Source organism: Zobellella endophytica (assembly GCF_003012775.1).
Classification (GTDB): Bacteria; Pseudomonadota; Gammaproteobacteria; order Enterobacterales; family Aeromonadaceae; genus Oceanimonas; species Oceanimonas endophytica.
Window position 1 is genome coordinate 690761 of record NZ_PXYG01000001.1, and the last position, 18661, is coordinate 709421.

Below are 18661 nucleotides of genomic sequence, written 5' to 3' on the forward strand. Positions count from 1 at the left end.
TTTAACCTGGAGATACCCGCTTGCTCGCCTGGCATTTATGGCTGATTGCCGCCCTGTTACTGTTGCTGCTGGAACTCCTGGGGACCGGCTTTTTCGCGTTTGCCATGGGCCTTGCGGCGCTGGCGGCCATGACCGCGGCCCTGCTGGACGCCGGCGCAACCCTGCAATGGTTCGTGTTCGCCATCGCCGCCGTGGTACTGGCGCCGCTGCTCAAGCGCCTCTTCCGCCGTTATGCGCCTTCCCGGCGCTCCAGCGCCTTGGCCGGGGAAGGGCGCCGGCAGCAAGGAGAGCTGGTGCAGTTGCCTTCCGGGGAAATCCGGCTGCGGTTCGAAGGAGACCTGTTTCTGGTGCGCAGCGAGTCGGGCGCGGCCCTGAACCCCGGAGAACGGGTCACTGTACGTTGTTTCGATGGCATTACCGCCGTCATAGATTAACCCAACCGAGGACAAGCCAAATGGATGCCATGTTCATCATTGCTCTGATATTTACCCTGTTGATCCTGGCCCTGATCATCAAGGGCCTGATGATAGTGCAGCAGTCGGAGGCCGTGGTGATAGAGCGGCTCGGCAGCTACCAGAAAACCCTGAGTCCGGGCATCAACTGGATCATTCCCTTCGTCGACAAGCCGCGTTCGATCAAGGTGCGCCGTTACCAGGCCATCGGCGGTGAAAATATCCCCGTGGTGCAGGAGGAAACCCGTATCGACCGGCGGGAAACGGTGCTCGATTTCCCAGGGCAGTCGGTGATCACCGCCGACAACGTCAGCGTCACCGTCAACGGCGCCCTCTATTTCCAGGTGATCGATCCGGAGCGGGCGGTGTACCAGACCGAAAACCTGATCCAGGCCATTGAGATCCTGGCCAAGACGTCGCTACGCTCGGAAGTGGGCAAGATGGAGCTGGACAAGCTGTTTGAGTCCCGCCAGGAGATCAACGACAAGTTGCAGATCGTGATGGACGAGGCGGGCAACAAGTGGGGCGTCAAGGTCACCCGGGTGGAGATCCAGGACATCAATATTCCCGCCGAGGTCGAAGACGCCATGCGCAAGCAGATGGCGGCCGAGCGGGAGCGGCGGGCGCTGGTGCTGCGGGCCAGCGGCGAGCGGGAAGCCGCCATCGCCAAGGCAGAAGGGGAGAAGCGCTCCAATATCCTGGTGGCCGAGGGTGAGAAAGAGGCCGCCATCCTGATGGCCGAAGGCCAGCGCCAGGCCATCGACAAGGTGCTGGCGGCAGGAGGCGACCGGCTGGATCCGCAACTGGTGGTGGGCTACCTGCTGGGCCTGGAATACCTGAAGACACTGCCGGACATCGGCAAGGAGGGGGATCGTATCTTCCTGCCTTACGAGGCCAGCAGCGTGCTGGGCGCCGTCGGCAGCCTGGAAGCGTTGCTGAAGGGCAACGGTAAAGGCTGAGCACAGGGGAGAGCGCCGGCCGCTCTCCTTTCATACAGGTTATTATTTTACATAACATAAAGTTACGCAGTTTTGTCGCTGGTACACAACAGCCAGTAGCAGAGGGAGGAGACCAGGGCACACAGGCTCATGGTCAGCAGCATGTAGAGCGCCGACTGATCCGGCAGGGCGGCCACCAGGGCCCCCACCAGGGCGGCGGTGCCGAAACGCAGGGTACCGGCGAGGGACGACGCCGTGCCCGCCAGGTTGGGCAGGGTGCTGAGCAGGCTGGCCATGGTATTGCTGCCGATGGTGGAAATGACCCCCACGTAAAGCATGATTGGCAGCACCACCGCCCACAACCCCCAGCCGAGCAGGGGTCCCACGGGCATCATCAGCCCGGCCAGCAATTGCAGGCCCAGGGCCAGGCGCAGCATGGTGGCCGACCCCAGTCGCCGGACCCATCGGCCGTTGAGGGTGGTAAACAGCATCAGCGAGAGTACATTCAGCCCGAACAGATAGCCGGCGTGCTGGGCCGAGACTCCGTACAGCCGGATATAGACGAAGGCGGCCCCGGTCAGGAAGGCAAACATGCCGGCGAAGGAAAAAGCCCCGCACAGCATGAATCCCAGCGCCCGGCGGCTGGTGAGCAGGCGCAGGTAGCTGCGCAGGATGGCGGACAAATGCAGGGGTTGCCGTCGCGCCGGGCTCAGGGTCTCCGGCAGACGCAGGCTGCACGCCAGTGCGACCAGAAAGGCGAACGCGGCCAGTACCCAGAAAATCGATCGCCAGCCAAACCAGTGGGCCAGGTGGCCGCCCAGCATGGGCGCCACCAGGGGGGCGACCGTCATTACCAGGGTGATGTAGGCCATGGTGCGGGCAAAGTCCTCCCGATCAAAGAGATCACGCACCAGCGCCTGCACCACCACTGCCGAGGCGGCCCCGGCAAAGCCCTGGCCGGCACGCAGCCAGGTGAGCATCTCGATACTGCCGGCCAGGGCACAGAGCAGGGCGGCGACGGCAAAGATCAGGATGCCGCCCAGCAGCACGGGGCGTCGGCCCCTGGCGTCGGACAAGGGACCAAACAGCAGCTGACCGATGGCAAAGCCGCCGGTATAGGCGGCCAGGGTGGCCTGCACCCGGTGGGAGTTGCTGGCCAGCGCTTCGGCGATGGCCGGCATGGCCGGAAGGTACATATCGATGGCGAGGGGAGTCAGAGCAGAGACGGCGCCGAGCAGGATGATCAACGGCAGGGTGGAGGATGAAGGCATGAAGCTGAGTGTTCCGGCAATGGCGTAAATCGGCTCCCGTTGATTTACGATAAACAAAAAAAGCCAGGTACAAAATCCGTGTACCTGGCCTAGGGGAATGGCTCATATGCTGAGCCGTGCGCTAGTGAGAAGGCACTAAAAAGTGCGCTTCTGCTTAACTATTGGCCATAAATGACGGCCTGTCTAGGCAGGGTTAAATTAGTGCTCGAAATCAGCAGTTTATCATACTGAATCCGGCCAGTTGAGCGATTGGGGGTCATATGAAAGCCAAACGCTCGCGGTGGCCGCTCGCCTTTTTGTCTGGCGGGGCTTGCAACCCCGGGTGACAGCCATTACTGTATGGATATACAGATAAGGAGTCGACAATGGCAGTAACACTACAATACCTGGTAGTAAGAAACGGAATCGAGAAAATGACGTTTACCAATAAAAAAGAGGCCGACGCCTACGATCGCCTGCTCGATCTGGCCGAACACCTCGACGAACTGCTGGCCACGGGGCCGGTCAGCCTGGATGAAGTGGATCGTGAGGCCCTGGCCCTGTTCCTGGCGCAAAACCAGCATCGGCTCGGCGGTCCCGGGAAGAAAGTGGCCAGCAAGGCGGAGAAGACCGCCGCCGGCATCAAGGCCGTGGCCTGAGGCTCTCCCTCAGTAATACAGGGTCCGGTACAGTCCGGGCTGCTCCAGCAGTTCGTGATGGGTGCCGGACTGACTTATCTTGCCGTCTTCAAATACCAGTACCCGATCTGCCTGGCGCACCGAACTCAGCCGGTGCGCCACTATCAGGGTGGTGCGCCCCTGCAGAAAGGCCGCCAGCGCCTGGTGCAGTTTCTGCTCGGTTTCCGTGTCCAGCGCCGAGGTGGCCTCATCCAGGATCACGATGGCCGGATTTTTCAGCACCATGCGGGCGATGGCCATCCGCTGCTGCTGGCCACCGGAGAGCCTGACCCCGCGCCGGCCTATTTCCGTATCCAGCCCCAGCTCCATGGCGGCCACCACCTCATCCAGCTGGGCGACCCTGAGCGCCTGCCAGAGGGCACTATCGTCGTGCTCATCCCCCAGGCTCAGATTGGCCCTGACGCTATCATTGAACAGCACCGGCTGCTGCAGCACGGTCGCCACGTGCTCGCGGATGGTGGCGAAGCCGATATCACCGGTACTGATCCCGCCGAAGCGAATATCCCCGGTATCGGCGGGGTAGAGCCCCAGCAGCAACTGGATAAAGGTGGACTTGCCGCCGCCGCTGGCCCCGACCAGCGCCACCTTTTCCCCGGCGCGGATATGCAGGCTGACATCGTCCAGCACCTTGCGCTCGCGGTTGTAGGAGAAACTCAGGCGCTCCACTTCGATCGACAGGGTGGTGGCCCCGGCGAAGGGATCGGTCGCGCCGTTCGGCTCCTCCGGCTCGCCGCCCAGGGCCAGCATGCCGTTGATGCGCCTGAGGGCGGCGCTGGCGGCGTAAAAGGAGTACTGCATGTTGAGCAGCTCCTGCACCGGTCCCATCATGAACCACAGGTAGCTGAACACGGCGAAGATCTGACCTACGGTCAGATCGGTGTAGAGCACCATGATCATGCCCGCCGCCCGGAACAGTTCGACCCCGGACAAGAACAGCAGAAAACTGGCCCGGCCGGCGGCTTCGCTCTTCCAGGCGTAATCGATAGCGCAGTCCCGGACCCCGCGAGCCCGGTCGATCACCCGCAGCAGGTAATGCCGTTCGCGGTTGGCGGCCCGGATCTCGTGGATACCGTCGAGGGTTTCCACCAGCGCCTGCTGGAACACCTCGAAGGCGCTGTTTTCCTGGCGCTTCAGATGTTTCACCCGGGCACCCAGGCGGCTGGAAAAAAACACCACCACCGGGTTGAGCAGCAGAATGAAGAGCCCGAGCTGCCAGTTGATCAGCAACAGCACCACAGCGGTCCCGATCACGCTCAGCAGGCTGATCAGCAGCCGGCTCAGGGTTTCGCCGAGAAACTTGTCCAGGGTTTCCACGTCGGTAACGTAATGGGAGCTGACGCTGCCGGCGCCGATGGATTCGAAGGCCCGCAGCGGGGTTTTCATCAGCTGGCGGGCCAGCCGGCGCCGGATCTGGAAGGTCAGATGCTTGGCCACCCGGGCGAAATGCCGTCCCTGGATGATATTGAACACCAGCGCCAGGGCGCGCAGCAGCAGGGTGATCGCCAGGATCGACAGGATATAGCCGACGCCGGTCTGCCAGGCCGCCGGCAGCAGCCGATCGAGCCAGGCCAGCAGGGTACCAGGGCTGTCGAGCAGGACCTCATCCACCAGCAATGGCATCAGCAGCGGCACCGGAACCGCCAGCAGGGTACCGATCAGTGCGAACAGGTGGGCGTAGAGCAGGAGACGGCGATGGCGTTGCATCATGCGGAGCAGATCGGGCCATTGCAAAACCGGCAGCGTCAGATTTTTTTTATCCATCAATCACCATCATCGGGTTTTCATTTGGGGAAAGGGCAGGTAAGTTAGGCGAAAATAATTAGTGCTTTCCCTTTATGACTGAAAAATCTGCATTTTATCAAAGCCTCACCGCCCAGGCACTGGCCCTGTGCGAGGGGGAGCCCGACCGTATCGCCAAACTGGCCAACCTTTCCGCCTTGCTCAATCTCGCCCTGGACGACATCAACTGGGTCGGCTTCTACCTGCGCGAACAGGGCACCCTGGTGCTGGGGCCCTTCCAGGGCAAGCCGGCCTGCGTGCGTATTCCCGTCGGCAAGGGCGTCTGCGGCACCGCCGTGGCCACCGGCCGGGTCCAGCGTGTGGCCAATGTACATGAATTTTCCGGCCATATCGCCTGCGACGGCGCCAGCAACTCGGAAATCGTGCTCCCTCTGGGGCAGGGCGATGATATCTGGGGAGTGCTGGACATCGACAGCCCGCGGTTCGGACGTTTCGACGAGGCGGATGAAGCCGGGCTCAGTCTGTTGGTGACGCAGCTGCAGGGACGGCTGTAAACTCTGGGGGTCGCTTTTGTTGGCGTGCCCCTTATAATGTGAAGGTTTCAACGGGCGTGCGCCCCTGGTCTTATATCCAAGGTATTTCATGGAAAACTCGGAAAAACTCAAAAACAGTAAAGAAGTTATCGCCTACCTGGCCGAATGCTTTCCCCGGTGCTTCGTTGCCACCGGTGAAGCCAAGCCACTCAAGATCGGCATTTTTCAGGATTTGGCGGAACGCCTGGCGGAGGATCCCAAGGTATCCAAGACCATGTTGCGCACGGCCTTGCGCCAGTACACCTCCAGTTGGCGGTACCTGCACGGCCTCAAGGCCGGCATGAGCCGGGTCGACCTGGACGGAGAGCCTTGCGGTGAGCTGACCCAGGAGCATATCGACCATGCCAGGGGAGCGTTGAAGGAAAGCAAGGAAAAGGTATTCGGTGCCCGCAAGGACAAACCGGCGGCCAAGAAGCCGCGTCCCAAGGCACGCAAGGTCGATCCTGCGAACTTGACCGTGGAGCAGAATGTCAAAGTATTGCTGGGCAAGTCCCCGGTTCCCGCTACCATTAAGGAAGTCACCCGGGATGATGTCCAGGTGGAACTCAAAACCGGCATGTCGGTACGAGTCAAGTTCGACCATCTTATTCTCTAAGGAGTAGGGTTTGACCAGTCACGTAATTCGTTTGTCTCTGGTGGCCGCCGGGCTTATGGCCGCCGGGATGGCGGTGGCCGTGCCCCCGGCCATCGATGCCTCCGCCATTCCGGTCCTGGCACCAGAAAGTCAGCATGCGGCCGCCAGCAAGCGGATTACCGCCCTGTTTACCCGCTCCCACTATCAGCAGTTCCAGCTGGACGACGCCTTCTCGGAGGAGATCTTCGCCCGTTTCGTGGAAAGCCTCGATTTCAGCAAGAACATCTTTACCCAGGCGGACATCGCCCGTTTCGAACGCTATCAGCACAGTTTCGACGATCTGTTGCGGGCGGGACGGCTGGAAACCGCCTTCGAGATGTACAACGAGAGCCTGAAGCGGCGCTACGAACGGCTGGTTTACGCCCTCTCGCTGCTCGACACACCCATGACCTTCGACGGCAGTGAAAAATACCAGTTCGATCGTACCGAGGCCGACTGGCCCCAGGACGAGCAGGAGCTCGATGAGCTGTGGCGGCAGCGGGTCAAGTACGACGCCCTCAGCCTGGCCCTGGCGGACAAGGAATGGGATGAAATCAAGGACACCCTGGCCAAGCGCTACAACAACGCCATCAAGCGGCTGTCCCAGAGTGAAAGCGAAGATGCCTTCCAGAGCTTCGCCAATGCCTTTGCCCGCGCCATCGAGCCCCATACCAGCTACCTCAGCCCGCGTAACGCCGAACGCTTCGAAACCGAGATGAACCTGTCGCTCGAAGGCATCGGCGCCGTGCTGCAGGCCGAGGACGATTACACCGTGATCCGCTCCCTGGTGCCGGGGGGCCCGGCGGCCAAATCCAGCGAACTGCAGCCCGAGGATCGCATCATCGGCGTCGGCCAGGAGGCGGAGCAGATCACCGACGTGATCGGCTGGCGGCTGGATGAGGTGGTCGACCTGATCAAGGGGCCCAAGGGCACCAAGGTCTGGCTGCAGATCCAGCGTGGCCAGGCAGTGACCGCCACCCCCAAGATCGTCGAACTGACCCGGGATACGGTGCGGCTGGAAGACAGGGCCGCCAGCGGCAAGGTCATCGAGGCCGGGGGGCAGAACATCGGAGTGGTCGAGATCCCGAGTTTTTACGTCAACCTGAGCGTCGACGTGGCGAAGGAGATCGACAAGCTGAAGGTGCAGGACATCGGCGGCCTGGTGATCGATCTGCGCGCCAACGGCGGCGGCGCCCTGACCGAGGCGTCGGCGCTGACCGGGCTCTTTATCGACAGCGGCCCCGTGGTGCAGATCCGTGACGGCCTGGGCCGGATCTCGGTCAACAGCGATGACGACAACCAACTGGCCTATGACGGCCCCATGGCGGTGCTGGTGGACAGGTACTCGGCGTCGGCCTCGGAGATCTTCGCCGCCGCCATGAAGGACTACGGCCGAGCCATCATCCTGGGGGAAAACACCTTCGGCAAGGGCACGGTACAGCAGCATCGCAGCCTGTCGCGCATCTACGATCTGTATGAAAACCCCATGGGCTTCGTGCAGTTCACCATCGCCAAGTTCTACCGCATCAACGGTGGTAGTACCCAGAACCGGGGCGTGCGGCCGGATATTCCGTTCCCGACCGCCATTGAGGCCGAGGAAACCGGGGAGAGCATGGAGAAAAACGCCTTGCCCTGGGATCAGATCTCCAGCGTCGACTTCGGCCGGGTCACGGATCTCCAGCCCTATGTCGGCAAGTTGCGCCAGCGCCACCAGGCCCGCATCGAAACGGATCCCGAGTTCACCTATATCTTTGAAGACATTAGGGAATACCAGCAGCTCAAGGACAAGACCTCGGTGTCGCTCAACCTGGAAGAACGCAAGGCCGAGCTGGACGAGCAGGACGCCAAGTCCCTGGCCCGGCTCAACGACCGGCTGGCCCGGGCAGGCAAGGAACCGGTCGACTCGCTCGACAGCACGCCCGGAGACTTTGAACCCGAGGACAGCTACCTGAAAGAAGCCGCACGCATCACCGCCGATCTGGCCAAGCTGCTCGGCTGACCTCCCGGCCCGGAGCCTGTGCTCCGGGCTTTCTTATTAAAGCCCTTCAGACGACTTTAACGAGATCTCCGCTTATGACCCAGACCAAACCCCAAGTACAGTATCGCGATGATTATCAACCGCCCCATTACTGGATAGATACCCTTGATCTGGATATTCAGTTGCACGACAGCCGGACCGAGGTGGTGGCCATCAGCCGCATCCGGCGTAACGGCGAGCACAGCGAGCCCCTGATCCTCAACGGCGAGCATCTGGCGCTGTTGCAGGTAGCCATCAATGGGGTGGAAACCCGGCAGTACCAGCAGGACGATGAAAGCCTGCTGCTGCCCCAGGTTCCCCAGGAGTTTGTGCTGACCATCAAGACCCGTATCAACCCGGCGGCCAACAGCGCCCTGGAAGGGCTGTACAAGTCGGGTTCTGCCTTCTGTACCCAGTGCGAAGCACAAGGGTTTCGGCGCATTACCTATTATCTCGACCGGCCCGACGTCCTGGCCCGCTTTAGTACCCGCATCACCGCCGACGCCGCGGCCTATCCTTATCTGCTGTCCAACGGCAACCGGGTTGGGCAGGGGGTGCTTGACGACGGCCGTCACTGGGTGCAGTGGCAGGATCCTTTCCCCAAGCCGGCCTATCTGTTCGCCCTGGTCGCCGGGGACTTCGACGTGCTGCGCGACAGCTTCACCACCTACAGCGGGCGGGAGGTGGCGCTGGAGATCTATGTCGACAAGGGCAACCTGCACCGGGCCGGGCATGCCATGGACAGCCTCAAGGCCTCCATGGCCTGGGACGAGCAGCGCTGCCACCTGGAATACGATCTCGACGTCTACATGATAGTGGCGGTGGATTTCTTCAACATGGGCGCCATGGAAAACAAGGGCCTTAACGTGTTCAACGCCAAGTTCGTGCTGGCCGACGAAAATACCGCCACCGACAACGATTACCTGGACATAGAGCGGGTGATCGGTCACGAATACTTCCATAACTGGACCGGCAACCGGGTGACCTGTCGCGACTGGTTCCAGCTGTCGCTGAAGGAAGGGCTGACCGTGTTCCGCGATCAGGAGTTTTCCTCGGATCTGGGATCCCGCACCGTCAACCGCATCCGCAACGTGCGCATCATCCGCGGCCCCCAGTTCGCCGAGGATGCCGGTCCCATGGCCCATCCGATCCGCCCGGATGAAGTGATCGAGATGAACAACTTCTATACCCTGACCGTGTACGAAAAGGGGGCGGAAGTGATCCGCATGCTGCACACCCTGCTCGGCGAGCAGGCCTTCCAGCGTGGGCTGGCTCTGTACCTGCAACGCCACGACGGCCAGGCCGCCACCTGCAACGACTTTGTGGCGGCCATGAGCGAGGCCAGCGGCCGGGATCTGGGCCGCTTCAACCGCTGGTACGGCCAGTCCGGCACGCCGGTGCTGACGGTCAGCGATGACTACGATGCCGACCAGGGCCGCTATACCCTGACGGTACGCCAGCACACGCCGCCCACCCGGGATCAGCAGGAAAAGCTGCCGCTGCATATTCCGCTCAGTCTGGCCTTGTACAGCGAGCAGGGGGAGCCCATCACCCTGATGCGGGAAGGCCAGTCCTGCGGCCCGGTGCTGGACGTGCTCGAGGCCGAACACCGCTTCGTGTTCGAGCAGGTACCGAGCTGCCCGACCCCGGCCTTGCTGCAGGGCTTCTCGGCGCCGGTCAAGCTGAGCTACCCCTACAGCGACGAGCAGCTGTCGCTGCTGGCCCGATGCAGCATCGACGAGTTCGTCCGCTGGGACGCGGTGCAGATGCTACTCAACAAGACGGTGCAGGCGCAGATGGCCGCCGGGGGCGAGACCGCCTTGCCCCGGTCGCTGGTGGACGTGTTCCGTACCATCCTGGAGGATCCGGCCCTGGATCGGGCGCTGAAGGCGGAAATGCTGACCCTGCCCGATCTGGGCAGCCTGCTCGAGCTGTTCGAGCAGGTGGACATCGAGGTGTTGGCCCGGGTGCACGACCGGCTCGGCCTGGGGCTGGCCGAGGCCCTGCAACCGCTGTGGCGGCAGGCCTACACCGACAACCTGACGCCCGAATACCGCATCGAGCACCAGGACATGGCCCGGCGGTCGCTGAAGAACGTGGCCCTGGGCTACCTGGCCCTGGCCGGTGATGAGGCCCGGGTATTCGAGCAGTACCGGCAAGCCGACAACATGACCGATACCCTGGCGGCGATGAAGGCGGCGGTGCGCGCCGGGCTCGGGAGCCGCGACGCCATGCTGACCGACTTCGAGGGCAAATGGCACCACGACGGCCTGGTGCTCGACAACTGGTTCCGGCTGCAGGCCACTGCGCCGGGCGAGCAGACACTGGCGCGGGTCAGGCAGTTGATGCAGCACCCGACCTTCAGCCTGAGCAATCCCAACCGGGTACGGGCGCTGATCGGGGCCTTCACCAGCGGCAACCCGGTGCAATTCCACCGGGCCGATGGGGCCGGCTACGACTTCCTGCTGGAGATATTGAGCCAGTTGAACCGGCTCAATCCCCAGGTGGCGTCGCGGCTGATCACCCCGCTTATCCAGTTTTCCCGGCTCGACGACGCCCGCCGGCGGATGATCACCCTGCGCCTGCAACAGCTGATGGCTATGCCGGATCTGGCGCGGGATCTGTTTGAAAAGATCAGCAAGGCCCTGGACTGATGCGGCGACTGCGTTTTCGGTTGAGTATTTCCAAGGCGCAGCTGCTACGTTATTACCAGGGGCGGGTCGCGGCCCTGTCGGTCGATACCGAGCAGGGGCTGCGCCTGCAATTGCCGCTGCATCATCTGCGCGGTTTCGTCGGCCACGATGGATTGAGCGGATATTTCGAAATCGAGCTGAATGAACTGAACCAGCTGCAAGGGCTGCGCCGGATTTTTTGATCATTCGCCGGCTGCATATAAAAAAGCCCGGTTTCCGGGCTTTTTCCGTTATTTATTCAGCCATTCAGGATGCTTAATAATTTGCCTGCCTAATTATTCAAATCGGCAATGAAACAATTCATTTACCTTTAGCATATTGTTTTGCATGAAGCTTTTATCGCCTTGTTTATATTCCACTCACAAGTGACCTGGTCGATATTTTGGGACCTTTTCTCACTGCTTTTCTCGCATTCCGTTAACCTCGCGCTTACACTGGGCGGGTCCCGTTGGGGCTACATTCTCCCCATGGTTATTGCCTGTATCCGAGGAACACTACGCCATGACATTTAAAGACGCAGCGGCATCCGTTTTGCTTGAAAACGTCAACCAACTTGTAGAAAACAAATTTCCCGATCATCTTGCCGACCTGGTCAATACCTTTGTCGCCAAACTTTACGGCAGCATGACCCACGATGATCTGAATCACCGTAATGACAGTGACCTTTATGGCGCGGCCATCAGCCTGTGGAACGCCTTCGAAACCCGCCCCGAGGAAACGCCCTATGTGCGGGTCTATAATCCCGAACTGGCGCGTCACGGCTGGCAGTCGCCGCACACCATCGTTGAACTGGTCATCAAGGACGCCCCCTTCCTGGTGGACTCCATCCGCATGGCCCTGAGCCGGCTGGGGATCACCTCGCACCTGATGCTGCACCAGCCGATGCACCTGATCCGCGACAAGCAGGGCAAGCTGCAAAACATCCTAGGCAGCAACGACAAGCAACAGCAAAACCGGGTTGAAACCGCCTTCCTCATCGAAATCGATCGCCAGCCTCAGGAAGCGGCGCGCGAGCGGCTGTGCGACGAGCTGCTGTCGGTGGTGGAAGAAGTGGCGCTGGCAGTGGGAGACTGGCAGCCGATGGTGGAAAAGCTCGACAGCATCATCAAGGCGCTGCCCAAGCAGACCACCGGCACCGATGCCGACATGTTGCAGGAAACCCTGTCGTTCCTGAGCTGGGTGGCCGATCACAATTTTACCCTGATGGGCTATCGCCGCTACAACGTGTCGGCCATCGAGGGCGACTACGAGCTGCTCCCCGAGCCCGAGTCCGGGCTGGGCCTGATGCGCAAGGCCCTGCACAACGAGGGCCTCAAGCTCAGCAGCCTGACCGCCACCGCCCGCGAGGCGGCGCTTGGCAAGGACATCCTGGTGCTGACCAAGACCAACCACAAATCCCGGGTACACAGGCCCGCCTATATCGACTACATCGGCGTCAAGCGGTTCGATAAAAACGGCAAGGTCATCGGCGAGGACCGCTTCATCGGCCTCTACGCCTCCAGCATCTACAACACCAGCGCCATGCAGATCCCGCTGATCGGTGCCAAGCTCAAGCGGATCATCGATGCCTCCGGGCTGGAGCGGGGCTCCCACGCCTACAAGGCGCTGCTCAATATCCTGGAAACCTATCCGCGGGACGAGCTGATCCAGGCCACCGAAAAGGAGTTGCTCGACATCGGCATGGGCGTGCTCGGCATGCAGGAGCGGGACATGACCCGGTTGTTCGTACGCCGGGATCTGTTCGGCCGCTTCTTTTCCTGCATGGTGTACGTCACCAAGGAGCGCTACAACACCGCCCTGCGGGAAAAGACCCAGCGCATTTTCCAGCGCTACTTCGGCTCCACCGAAGAGGTGGAATTCACCACCTATTTCTCCGAAGGCGTACTGGCCCGCACCCATTACCTGATCCGGGTGCAGAACAACTCGATGGATATTGACGTGAACGAAATCCAGGCAAACCTGATCGAAGCGGCCCGCAGCTGGGAAGACAAGCTGGAGAGCGCCCTGGCGTCGAGCTTCGGCGAAGCCGAAGGCAACCGGCTGAAAAACAAGTACCGCAACGCCTTCCCGCGCGCCTACGCCGAAGAAGTGATGCCCGGGTCGGCGGTGGCCGACATCGAGAAACTGGAAGCACTGAACGACGACAACCGCCTGGGCATGCTGTTTTACCGCGCCCAGGAGGAAGAGCGAGACTCCAACCGGGTCCGGCTGAAGCTGTACCACAGGGCCGAACCCATCCACCTGTCCGATGTCTTGCCCATGCTGGAAAACATGGGGCTGCGGGTGATCGGTGAAACCCCCTATGAAATCGACTGCGCCGGGGAAACCTTCTGGATCCTCGATTTCTCCATGTTCTATACCGGCAAGCCGCTCGATCTGGACGCCAGCCAGGAGCGCTTCCAGAAAGCCTTCGCCCAGGTGTGGGCCAGCGAGCTGGAAAGCGACGGTTTCAACCGCCTGGTGCTGGCCGCCGGCCTGTCCGGCCGGGAAGTCAGCGTACTGCGGGCTTACGCCAAGTACATGCGCCAGACCGGGGTCAGCTTCAGCCAGAGCTATATCGAGGAAACCCTTTCCCGCTATCCGGAGCTGGCCGGGCTGCTGTTCACCCTGTTCCAGCGCCGGCTCTCGCCCAGGCTCAAACAGGATCCCAAGCAGCTGCAGAAGCTGCACCAGCAGCTTATCGACGGGCTGGACAAGGTCGCCAACCTGGACGACGACCGTATCATCCGCCGCTACATGGAGATGATTGAGGCGACCCAGCGCACCAACTTCTACCAGCTGGCCAACGACGGTGGCGACAAGCCCTATATCTCGTTCAAGATGGCGCCGGAGTCCATCAGCGAGATGCCACTACCGTTGCCCAAGTTCGAGATCTTCGTGTATTCGCCGCGGGTCGAAGGGGTGCACCTGCGCTGGGGCAAGGTGGCACGGGGCGGCCTGCGCTGGTCCGACCGTCGCGAGGATTTTCGCACCGAGGTACTCGGCCTGGTGAAAGCCCAGCAGGTGAAGAATACCGTCATCGTACCGGTGGGTGCCAAGGGCGGCTTCGTGTGCAAGCAACTGCCGGTGGGCGACCGTGCCGCCTTCCTGAAGGAAGGGCAGGCCTGCTACCGCCTGTTTATCCGCGGTCTGCTGGACGTGACCGACAACATCATCCAGGGTGAGGTAATACCGCCGAAGAGCGTGGTGCGCCACGACGAGGACGACTACTACCTGGTGGTGGCGGCGGACAAGGGCACCGCCACCTTCTCCGACATCGCCAACGAGATCAGCGCCGAATACGGCCACTGGCTGGGCGATGCCTTCGCTTCCGGCGGCTCGGTGGGTTACGATCACAAGAAAATGGGCATTACCGCCCGTGGTGCCTGGGAATCGGTCAAGCGCCACTTCCGCGAAATCGGCATCGACTGCCAGCAGAGCGACTTCACCTGTGTTGGCGTCGGCGACATGGCCGGCGACGTGTTCGGCAACGGCATGCTGTTGTCACCCCACACCCGTCTGGTGGGCGCCTTCAACCATCTGCACATCTTTATCGATCCCGAGCCGGATGCGGCGAGCACCTTCAAGGAGCGGGAGCGGCTGTTCCACTTGCCCGGTTCAACCTGGGACGATTACGATGCCTCCCTGATCTCCGAAGGCGGCGGCCTTTTCCTGCGTTCGGCCAAGTCCATCAAGCTGAGCCCGCAGATGAAAAAACTGCTGGGTACCCAGAAGGCCAGCCTGACCCCGACCGAGGTGATCCGTCACCTGCTGATGGCCGAGGTGGATCTGCTGTGGAACGGCGGCATCGGTACCTATGTGAAATCCCGCCGGGAAACCGACGCCGACGTGGGCGATCGCGCCAACGACGCGGTGCGGGTGAACGGTGAAGACGTCCGTGCCCGGATAGTAGGCGAGGGCGGCAACCTGGGTTGCACCCAGCTCGGCCGAATCGAATATGCCGGCCACGGCGGTCGCATCAACACCGACTTTACCGACAACGTGGGCGGGGTGGACTGCTCGGACAACGAGGTCAACATCAAGATCCTGCTTAATGCCCTGGTCGACAAGGGAGAGCTGACCAAGAAACACCGGGACCAACTGTTGTACGACATGACCCAGGACGTGGCCGGCATCGTGCTGACCAACGCCTATCGTCAGTCCCAGACCATCTCCATTACCGAGCACCGTGGTGCCAGCCCGCTCAAGGAGCATCAGCGCTTCATGCAGTGGCTGGAGCGGGAAGGTAAGCTCGATCGCAACCTGGAATACCTGCCGAACGATGAAGAGCTGGCCGAACGCATGGCCGCCGGCCGGGGGCTGACCCGTCCGGAGCTGGCGATCCTGGTGGCCTACGGCAAGATGGTGCTCAAGGATTTGCTCAACGTGCCCGAGCTGACCGACAACGCCTTCATCGCCCGGCTGTTACCAACCAGCATGCCGGCCCAGTTGGTGGAGCGGTTCGGCGAGGCGCTGATGGAGCACCCGCTGCGCGGCGAGATCATCGCCACCCGCCTGGCCAACATCATGGTCGACGACATGGGCTTCAACTTCGCCAACCGCATGCAGGACGAAACCGGCGCCAGCATGGGCGACATCGCCATCAGCTTCATCATCGCCCGGGAAGTGTTCGGCATGGATACGCTGTTGCGGGATATCGAGGCGCTGGACAACCAGATTCCGGCCGAAGCCCAGCTCGACATGTTCTACCAGGTCCGGCGCATGGTGCGCCGCGCCACTCGCTGGTTCCTGCGCAGCCGCAACCGTAACCTGGGGGTAGAGGAGACCATCGCCCAGTTCCAGCCGGCTTACGCCACCCTGACCGAACACCTCTACCAGGTAATGGTGGACGCGGAAGTGAGCGAGCACCAGGCGGCGGTTACCCGCCTGGAAGAGCTGGGGGTTCCGTCGTCGGTGGCGCAACGGGTCGCCCACATGAGCAGCCTGTTCTCCGCCCTGGATCTGGCCCAGGTGGCCACCGAGCAGGAGCGGGACATCCGGGTGGTGGCCGAGCTGTATTTCCACCTCGGCGCCGAGCTGGAACTGCACTGGTTCCTCGATCAAATCAACCAGCAGGCGGTGGGCAACCACTGGCAGGCGCTGGCCCGGGCCGCCTTCCGGGAAGATCTCGACTACCAGCAGCGCAGCCTCACCTCGGTGGTGCTGAAAAACTGTAAAGCACAGGATGAATGCGCTAGTATGCTCGACCAGTGGCTTAATGAGCATGAGCAGCTGCTGAATCGCTGGCACCACCTGCTGGCCGATTTCAAAACGTCCGGCAGCCACGAGTTTGCAAAATTCTCGGTCGCCCTGCGCGAGCTGAACCTGCTCCATCTCAATTGTCTGAACGCCGTTTGACGGTGAACAACGCAAAAGCCCCGGCCATGACCGGGGCTTTTTTATGAGGAACGATACGTGTATTCACTGGCTAAATCCCTGCTTTTCCAATGCGATCCCGAGCACGCCCACGAACTGACCATTCGTGGCCTGGCCAAGACCCAGCATACGCCGCTGGCCACCCTGTACCGCCGCCCGCTGATCCACAACCCGGTGCAGCTGATGGGGCTGACCTTCAGCAACCCGGTCGGCCTGGCGGCGGGCCTGGACAAGGACGGGGACTGTATCGATGCCTTTGCCGCCATGGGGTTTGGCTTTATCGAAATCGGCACCGTGACGCCCAGGCCCCAGGCCGGCAATGACAAGCCCAGGCTGTTCCGGGTAAAACCGGCGGAAGGGATCATCAACCGCATGGGCTTTAATAACAAAGGCATCGACAACCTGATCGAAAACGTCAAGCAGTCGCGCTACCAGGGTATTCTCGGGATCAACATCGGCAAGAACAAAGACACGCCGATAGAGCATGGCAAGGACGATTATTTAATCTGCATGGAAAAATCCTATGCCCATGCCAGTTATATCACCGTCAACATCTCCTCACCCAATACCCCGGATCTGCGTTCGCTGCAATATGGCGATGCACTCGATGATCTGTTGTCCGCGTTAAAACAGAAACAGCAGCAACTGGCGGAGCAGCAGGGCAAATATGTTCCCCTGGTGGTGAAAATAGCACCGGATCTTTCCCCCTCCGAAATAGAGCAAATTGCCGACAGCCTGATCCGGTTTAATATCGACGGGGTGATCGCCACCAACACCACCCTAGATCGGGAATTGATCTTCGATCTGCCCCATGCCCACGAAGCCGGCGGCCTGAGCGGCAGGCCGGTGCAGGGAAAAAGCACCCTGGTTATCCGTGAACTGGCGGCCCGGCTCGATAACAAGGTGCCCATTATCGGGGTCGGCGGCATCGACTCGCTAACCGCGGCCCGGGAAAAAATGGCCGCCGGCGCCAGCCTGGTGCAGATTTATTCCGGTTTTATCTATCACGGTCCGGCCCTGATCCAGCGACTGGCAAAGCACATTTAATGGCTCAGGGTCAATAATAATTTGCCCCCAACGTCAAAATAAAATATAAGTTAAGGTGTTGGGGGACAAACTCTTTTCATTCACAAGGCGTGATCTGGATGCTGCTACAACCAAACGATAGTTGGCGCTGGTTTCTCGGAGAAGAACGGCGCCTGATGCTGGATTTGGGTGAAGAAATGATCTTCGCCACTCCTTACCCACAAAAACAGCTGGTATGCACCGACGGCCTGGCCCAGGCATTTTCGGTTGAGGATACCGGCCTGTATTACACTTTTCTCGACAAGCTCGGGATGATGACCGCCCCGGCGCAACGGGTACAGGCAGCACTGAACGGCATTGCCGTGGCGCGTTTTTATAAGCCGCTGATGCCGCAAAGCTGGTTCTTCGAACCACAGGCCGACTATCACCAGCCACAGTTGGGCGAGTTGATCGGGCTGGATACGCCGGCCGGCCGCCTGACCATGATGGTGGTGGAGGCCTCGGCTTCCGCGTCGGTGTGTATTTCATTGTCGGCCGGGGTCGAGCTCGGCGAGACCAAGGTGCTGCCCGCCTTCGGGGCCATCAAGGTGATGAACGACAGGCTGATCAGCCTGGAGGCCGAGGCACGGGAAATGGAAATAAGAAGGGTAGGCTAGGGCCTGCTCACGCGGGATCAATCTACTTTCTGATGTAGATGGGGAATGATGCGACCGAAGAGGAGGGTGGCGTTAAATTGGTTGCGGGAGCCGGATTTGAACCGACGACCTTCGGGTTATGAGCCCGACGAGCTACCAGGCTGCTCCATCCCGCGTCCGGTATTTAACGTCTTCATCTGATTGAGTGCCGAATTAACATCAAGTTGGTTGCGGGAGCCGGATTTGAACCGACGACCTTCGGGTTATGAGCCCGACGAGCTACCAGGCTGCTCCATCCCGCGTCCGATACTTAATGTCTTACATCTGCTGGTGTGCCATCAGGATATCAGGTTGGTTGCGGGAGCCGGATTTGAACCGACGACCTTCGGGTTATGAGCCCGACGAGCTACCAGGCTGCTCCATCCCGCGTCCGATACCTAACACACTAACAAATTGTATCACTGCACTTTTTTACTGCTTTCCGAGTTGGTTGCGGGAGCCGGATTTGAACCGACGACCTTCGGGTTATGAGCCCGACGAGCTACCAGGCTGCTCCATCCCGCGTCCTCAGGCTGCGTATACTAGTGATCTGCATCACTGAACGCAAGGGCTTTACCAAAACTTTATTTCATCTGCGTAATAATGCTGCTA

General features: G+C 61.0%; 13 protein-coding genes and 4 tRNA genes. 11 read left to right on the forward strand and 6 right to left on the reverse strand.

The genetic code is table 11. From position 1 onward, the window contains the following. The first annotated feature begins 20 nt into the window (after positions 1-20). Both C7H85_RS03070 and C7H85_RS03075 read left to right on the forward strand, forming a co-directional pair. On the forward strand, positions 21-434 hold the full coding sequence (locus C7H85_RS03070; protein ID WP_106728227.1) for an NfeD family protein: 414 nt from the start codon (positions 21-23) through the stop codon (positions 432-434). 29 nt (positions 435-463) lie between these two features. Further along, the gene (locus C7H85_RS03075; protein WP_245879546.1) at positions 464-1411 is read left to right on the forward strand and encodes an SPFH domain-containing protein; all 948 of its coding nucleotides are present in this window, start codon (positions 464-466) and stop codon (positions 1409-1411) included. A gap of 62 nt (positions 1412-1473) precedes the next feature. Here C7H85_RS03075 and C7H85_RS03080 read toward each other — a convergent pair whose 3' ends face one another. Continuing rightward, positions 1474-2661: a Bcr/CflA family multidrug efflux MFS transporter gene (locus C7H85_RS03080; protein WP_106728229.1), complete on the reverse strand. Its 1188-nt coding sequence runs from the start codon at positions 2659-2661 to the stop codon at positions 1474-1476. A 365-nt stretch (positions 2662-3026) separates the two neighbouring features. Here C7H85_RS03080 and C7H85_RS03085 point away from each other — a divergent pair, with 365 nt between their 5' ends. After that, a complete protein-coding gene (locus C7H85_RS03085; protein WP_106728230.1) occupies positions 3027-3299 on the forward strand; it encodes a YebG family protein in 273 nt (90 codons plus the stop codon). A gap of 9 nt (positions 3300-3308) precedes the next feature. Here the strand turns inward: C7H85_RS03085 and C7H85_RS03090 are convergent, their stop codons facing one another. Next, positions 3309-5099: an ABC transporter ATP-binding protein gene (locus C7H85_RS03090; RefSeq protein ID WP_106728231.1), complete on the reverse strand. Its 1791-nt coding sequence runs from the start codon at positions 5097-5099 to the stop codon at positions 3309-3311. 74 nt (positions 5100-5173) lie between these two features. Between C7H85_RS03090 and C7H85_RS03095 the strand changes: the two genes are divergently transcribed. From C7H85_RS03095 to C7H85_RS03130, 8 genes are all read left to right on the forward strand, one after another. After that, entirely contained in the window at positions 5174-5632 is a 459-nt protein-coding gene (locus C7H85_RS03095) for a GAF domain-containing protein (protein ID WP_106728232.1), read from the forward strand. Between the two features lie 88 nt (positions 5633-5720). Further along, on the forward strand, positions 5721-6266 hold the full coding sequence (proQ, locus tag C7H85_RS03100; RefSeq protein ID WP_106728233.1) for an RNA chaperone ProQ: 546 nt from the start codon (positions 5721-5723) through the stop codon (positions 6264-6266). A 10-nt stretch (positions 6267-6276) separates the two neighbouring features. After that, positions 6277-8283: a carboxy terminal-processing peptidase gene (prc, locus tag C7H85_RS03105; RefSeq protein ID WP_106728234.1), complete on the forward strand. Its 2007-nt coding sequence runs from the start codon at positions 6277-6279 to the stop codon at positions 8281-8283. A gap of 74 nt (positions 8284-8357) precedes the next feature. Beyond that, the gene (gene pepN / locus C7H85_RS03110) at positions 8358-10955 is read left to right on the forward strand and encodes an aminopeptidase N (RefSeq protein WP_106728235.1); all 2598 of its coding nucleotides are present in this window, start codon (positions 8358-8360) and stop codon (positions 10953-10955) included. Beyond that, the gene (locus C7H85_RS03115; RefSeq protein ID WP_106728236.1) at positions 10955-11176 is read left to right on the forward strand and encodes a DUF2835 family protein; all 222 of its coding nucleotides are present in this window, start codon (positions 10955-10957) and stop codon (positions 11174-11176) included. The genes pepN and C7H85_RS03115 overlap by 1 nt, the downstream gene beginning before the upstream one ends. Positions 11177-11495: 319 nt before the next feature. Then, on the forward strand, positions 11496-16331 hold the full coding sequence (locus C7H85_RS03120; protein ID WP_106728237.1) for an NAD-glutamate dehydrogenase: 4836 nt from the start codon (positions 11496-11498) through the stop codon (positions 16329-16331). Between the two features lie 57 nt (positions 16332-16388). Beyond that, on the forward strand, positions 16389-17396 hold the full coding sequence (gene pyrD / locus C7H85_RS03125) for a quinone-dependent dihydroorotate dehydrogenase (protein ID WP_106728238.1): 1008 nt from the start codon (positions 16389-16391) through the stop codon (positions 17394-17396). 98 nt (positions 17397-17494) lie between these two features. Further along, positions 17495-18031 (forward strand): cell division protein ZapC, encoded by a 537-nt coding sequence (locus C7H85_RS03130; protein WP_106728239.1) that lies wholly within the window; start codon positions 17495-17497, stop codon positions 18029-18031. A gap of 78 nt (positions 18032-18109) precedes the next feature. Here the strand turns inward: C7H85_RS03130 and C7H85_RS03135 are convergent. The 4 genes from C7H85_RS03135 to C7H85_RS03150 form a co-directional block, all read right to left on the reverse strand. Then, positions 18110-18186: transfer RNA gene (locus tag C7H85_RS03135), tRNA-Met, on the reverse strand. Positions 18187-18235: 49 nt separating this feature from the next. Continuing rightward, positions 18236-18312: transfer RNA gene (locus C7H85_RS03140), tRNA-Met, on the reverse strand. A gap of 50 nt (positions 18313-18362) precedes the next feature. Next, positions 18363-18439 (reverse strand) — tRNA-Met (locus C7H85_RS03145). 58 nt (positions 18440-18497) lie between these two features. Next, positions 18498-18574 (reverse strand) — tRNA-Met (locus C7H85_RS03150). Positions 18575-18661 lie beyond the last annotated feature (87 nt).

What these genes read in the sequence shown, in the direction of transcription:
- C7H85_RS03095 (WP_106728232.1), top strand. Translation starts at nt 5,174, where the DNA reads ATGACTGAAAAATCTGCATTTTATCAAAGCCTCACCGCCCAGGCACTG.
- proQ (WP_106728233.1), top strand. Translation starts at nt 5,721, where the DNA reads ATGGAAAACTCGGAAAAACTCAAAAACAGTAAAGAAGTTATCGCCTAC.
- C7H85_RS03090 (WP_106728231.1), bottom strand. Translation starts at nt 5,099, where the DNA reads ATGGATAAAAAAAATCTGACGCTGCCGGTTTTGCAATGGCCCGATCTG.
- C7H85_RS03130 (WP_106728239.1), top strand. Translation starts at nt 17,495, where the DNA reads ATGCTGCTACAACCAAACGATAGTTGGCGCTGGTTTCTCGGAGAAGAA.
- C7H85_RS03085 (WP_106728230.1), top strand. Translation starts at nt 3,027, where the DNA reads ATGGCAGTAACACTACAATACCTGGTAGTAAGAAACGGAATCGAGAAA.
- pepN (WP_106728235.1), top strand. Translation starts at nt 8,358, where the DNA reads ATGACCCAGACCAAACCCCAAGTACAGTATCGCGATGATTATCAACCG.
- C7H85_RS03075 (WP_245879546.1), top strand. Translation starts at nt 464, where the DNA reads ATGTTCATCATTGCTCTGATATTTACCCTGTTGATCCTGGCCCTGATC.
- C7H85_RS03120 (WP_106728237.1), top strand. Translation starts at nt 11,496, where the DNA reads ATGACATTTAAAGACGCAGCGGCATCCGTTTTGCTTGAAAACGTCAAC.
- C7H85_RS03115 (WP_106728236.1), top strand. Translation starts at nt 10,955, where the DNA reads ATGCGGCGACTGCGTTTTCGGTTGAGTATTTCCAAGGCGCAGCTGCTA.
- C7H85_RS03080 (WP_106728229.1), bottom strand. Translation starts at nt 2,661, where the DNA reads ATGCCTTCATCCTCCACCCTGCCGTTGATCATCCTGCTCGGCGCCGTC.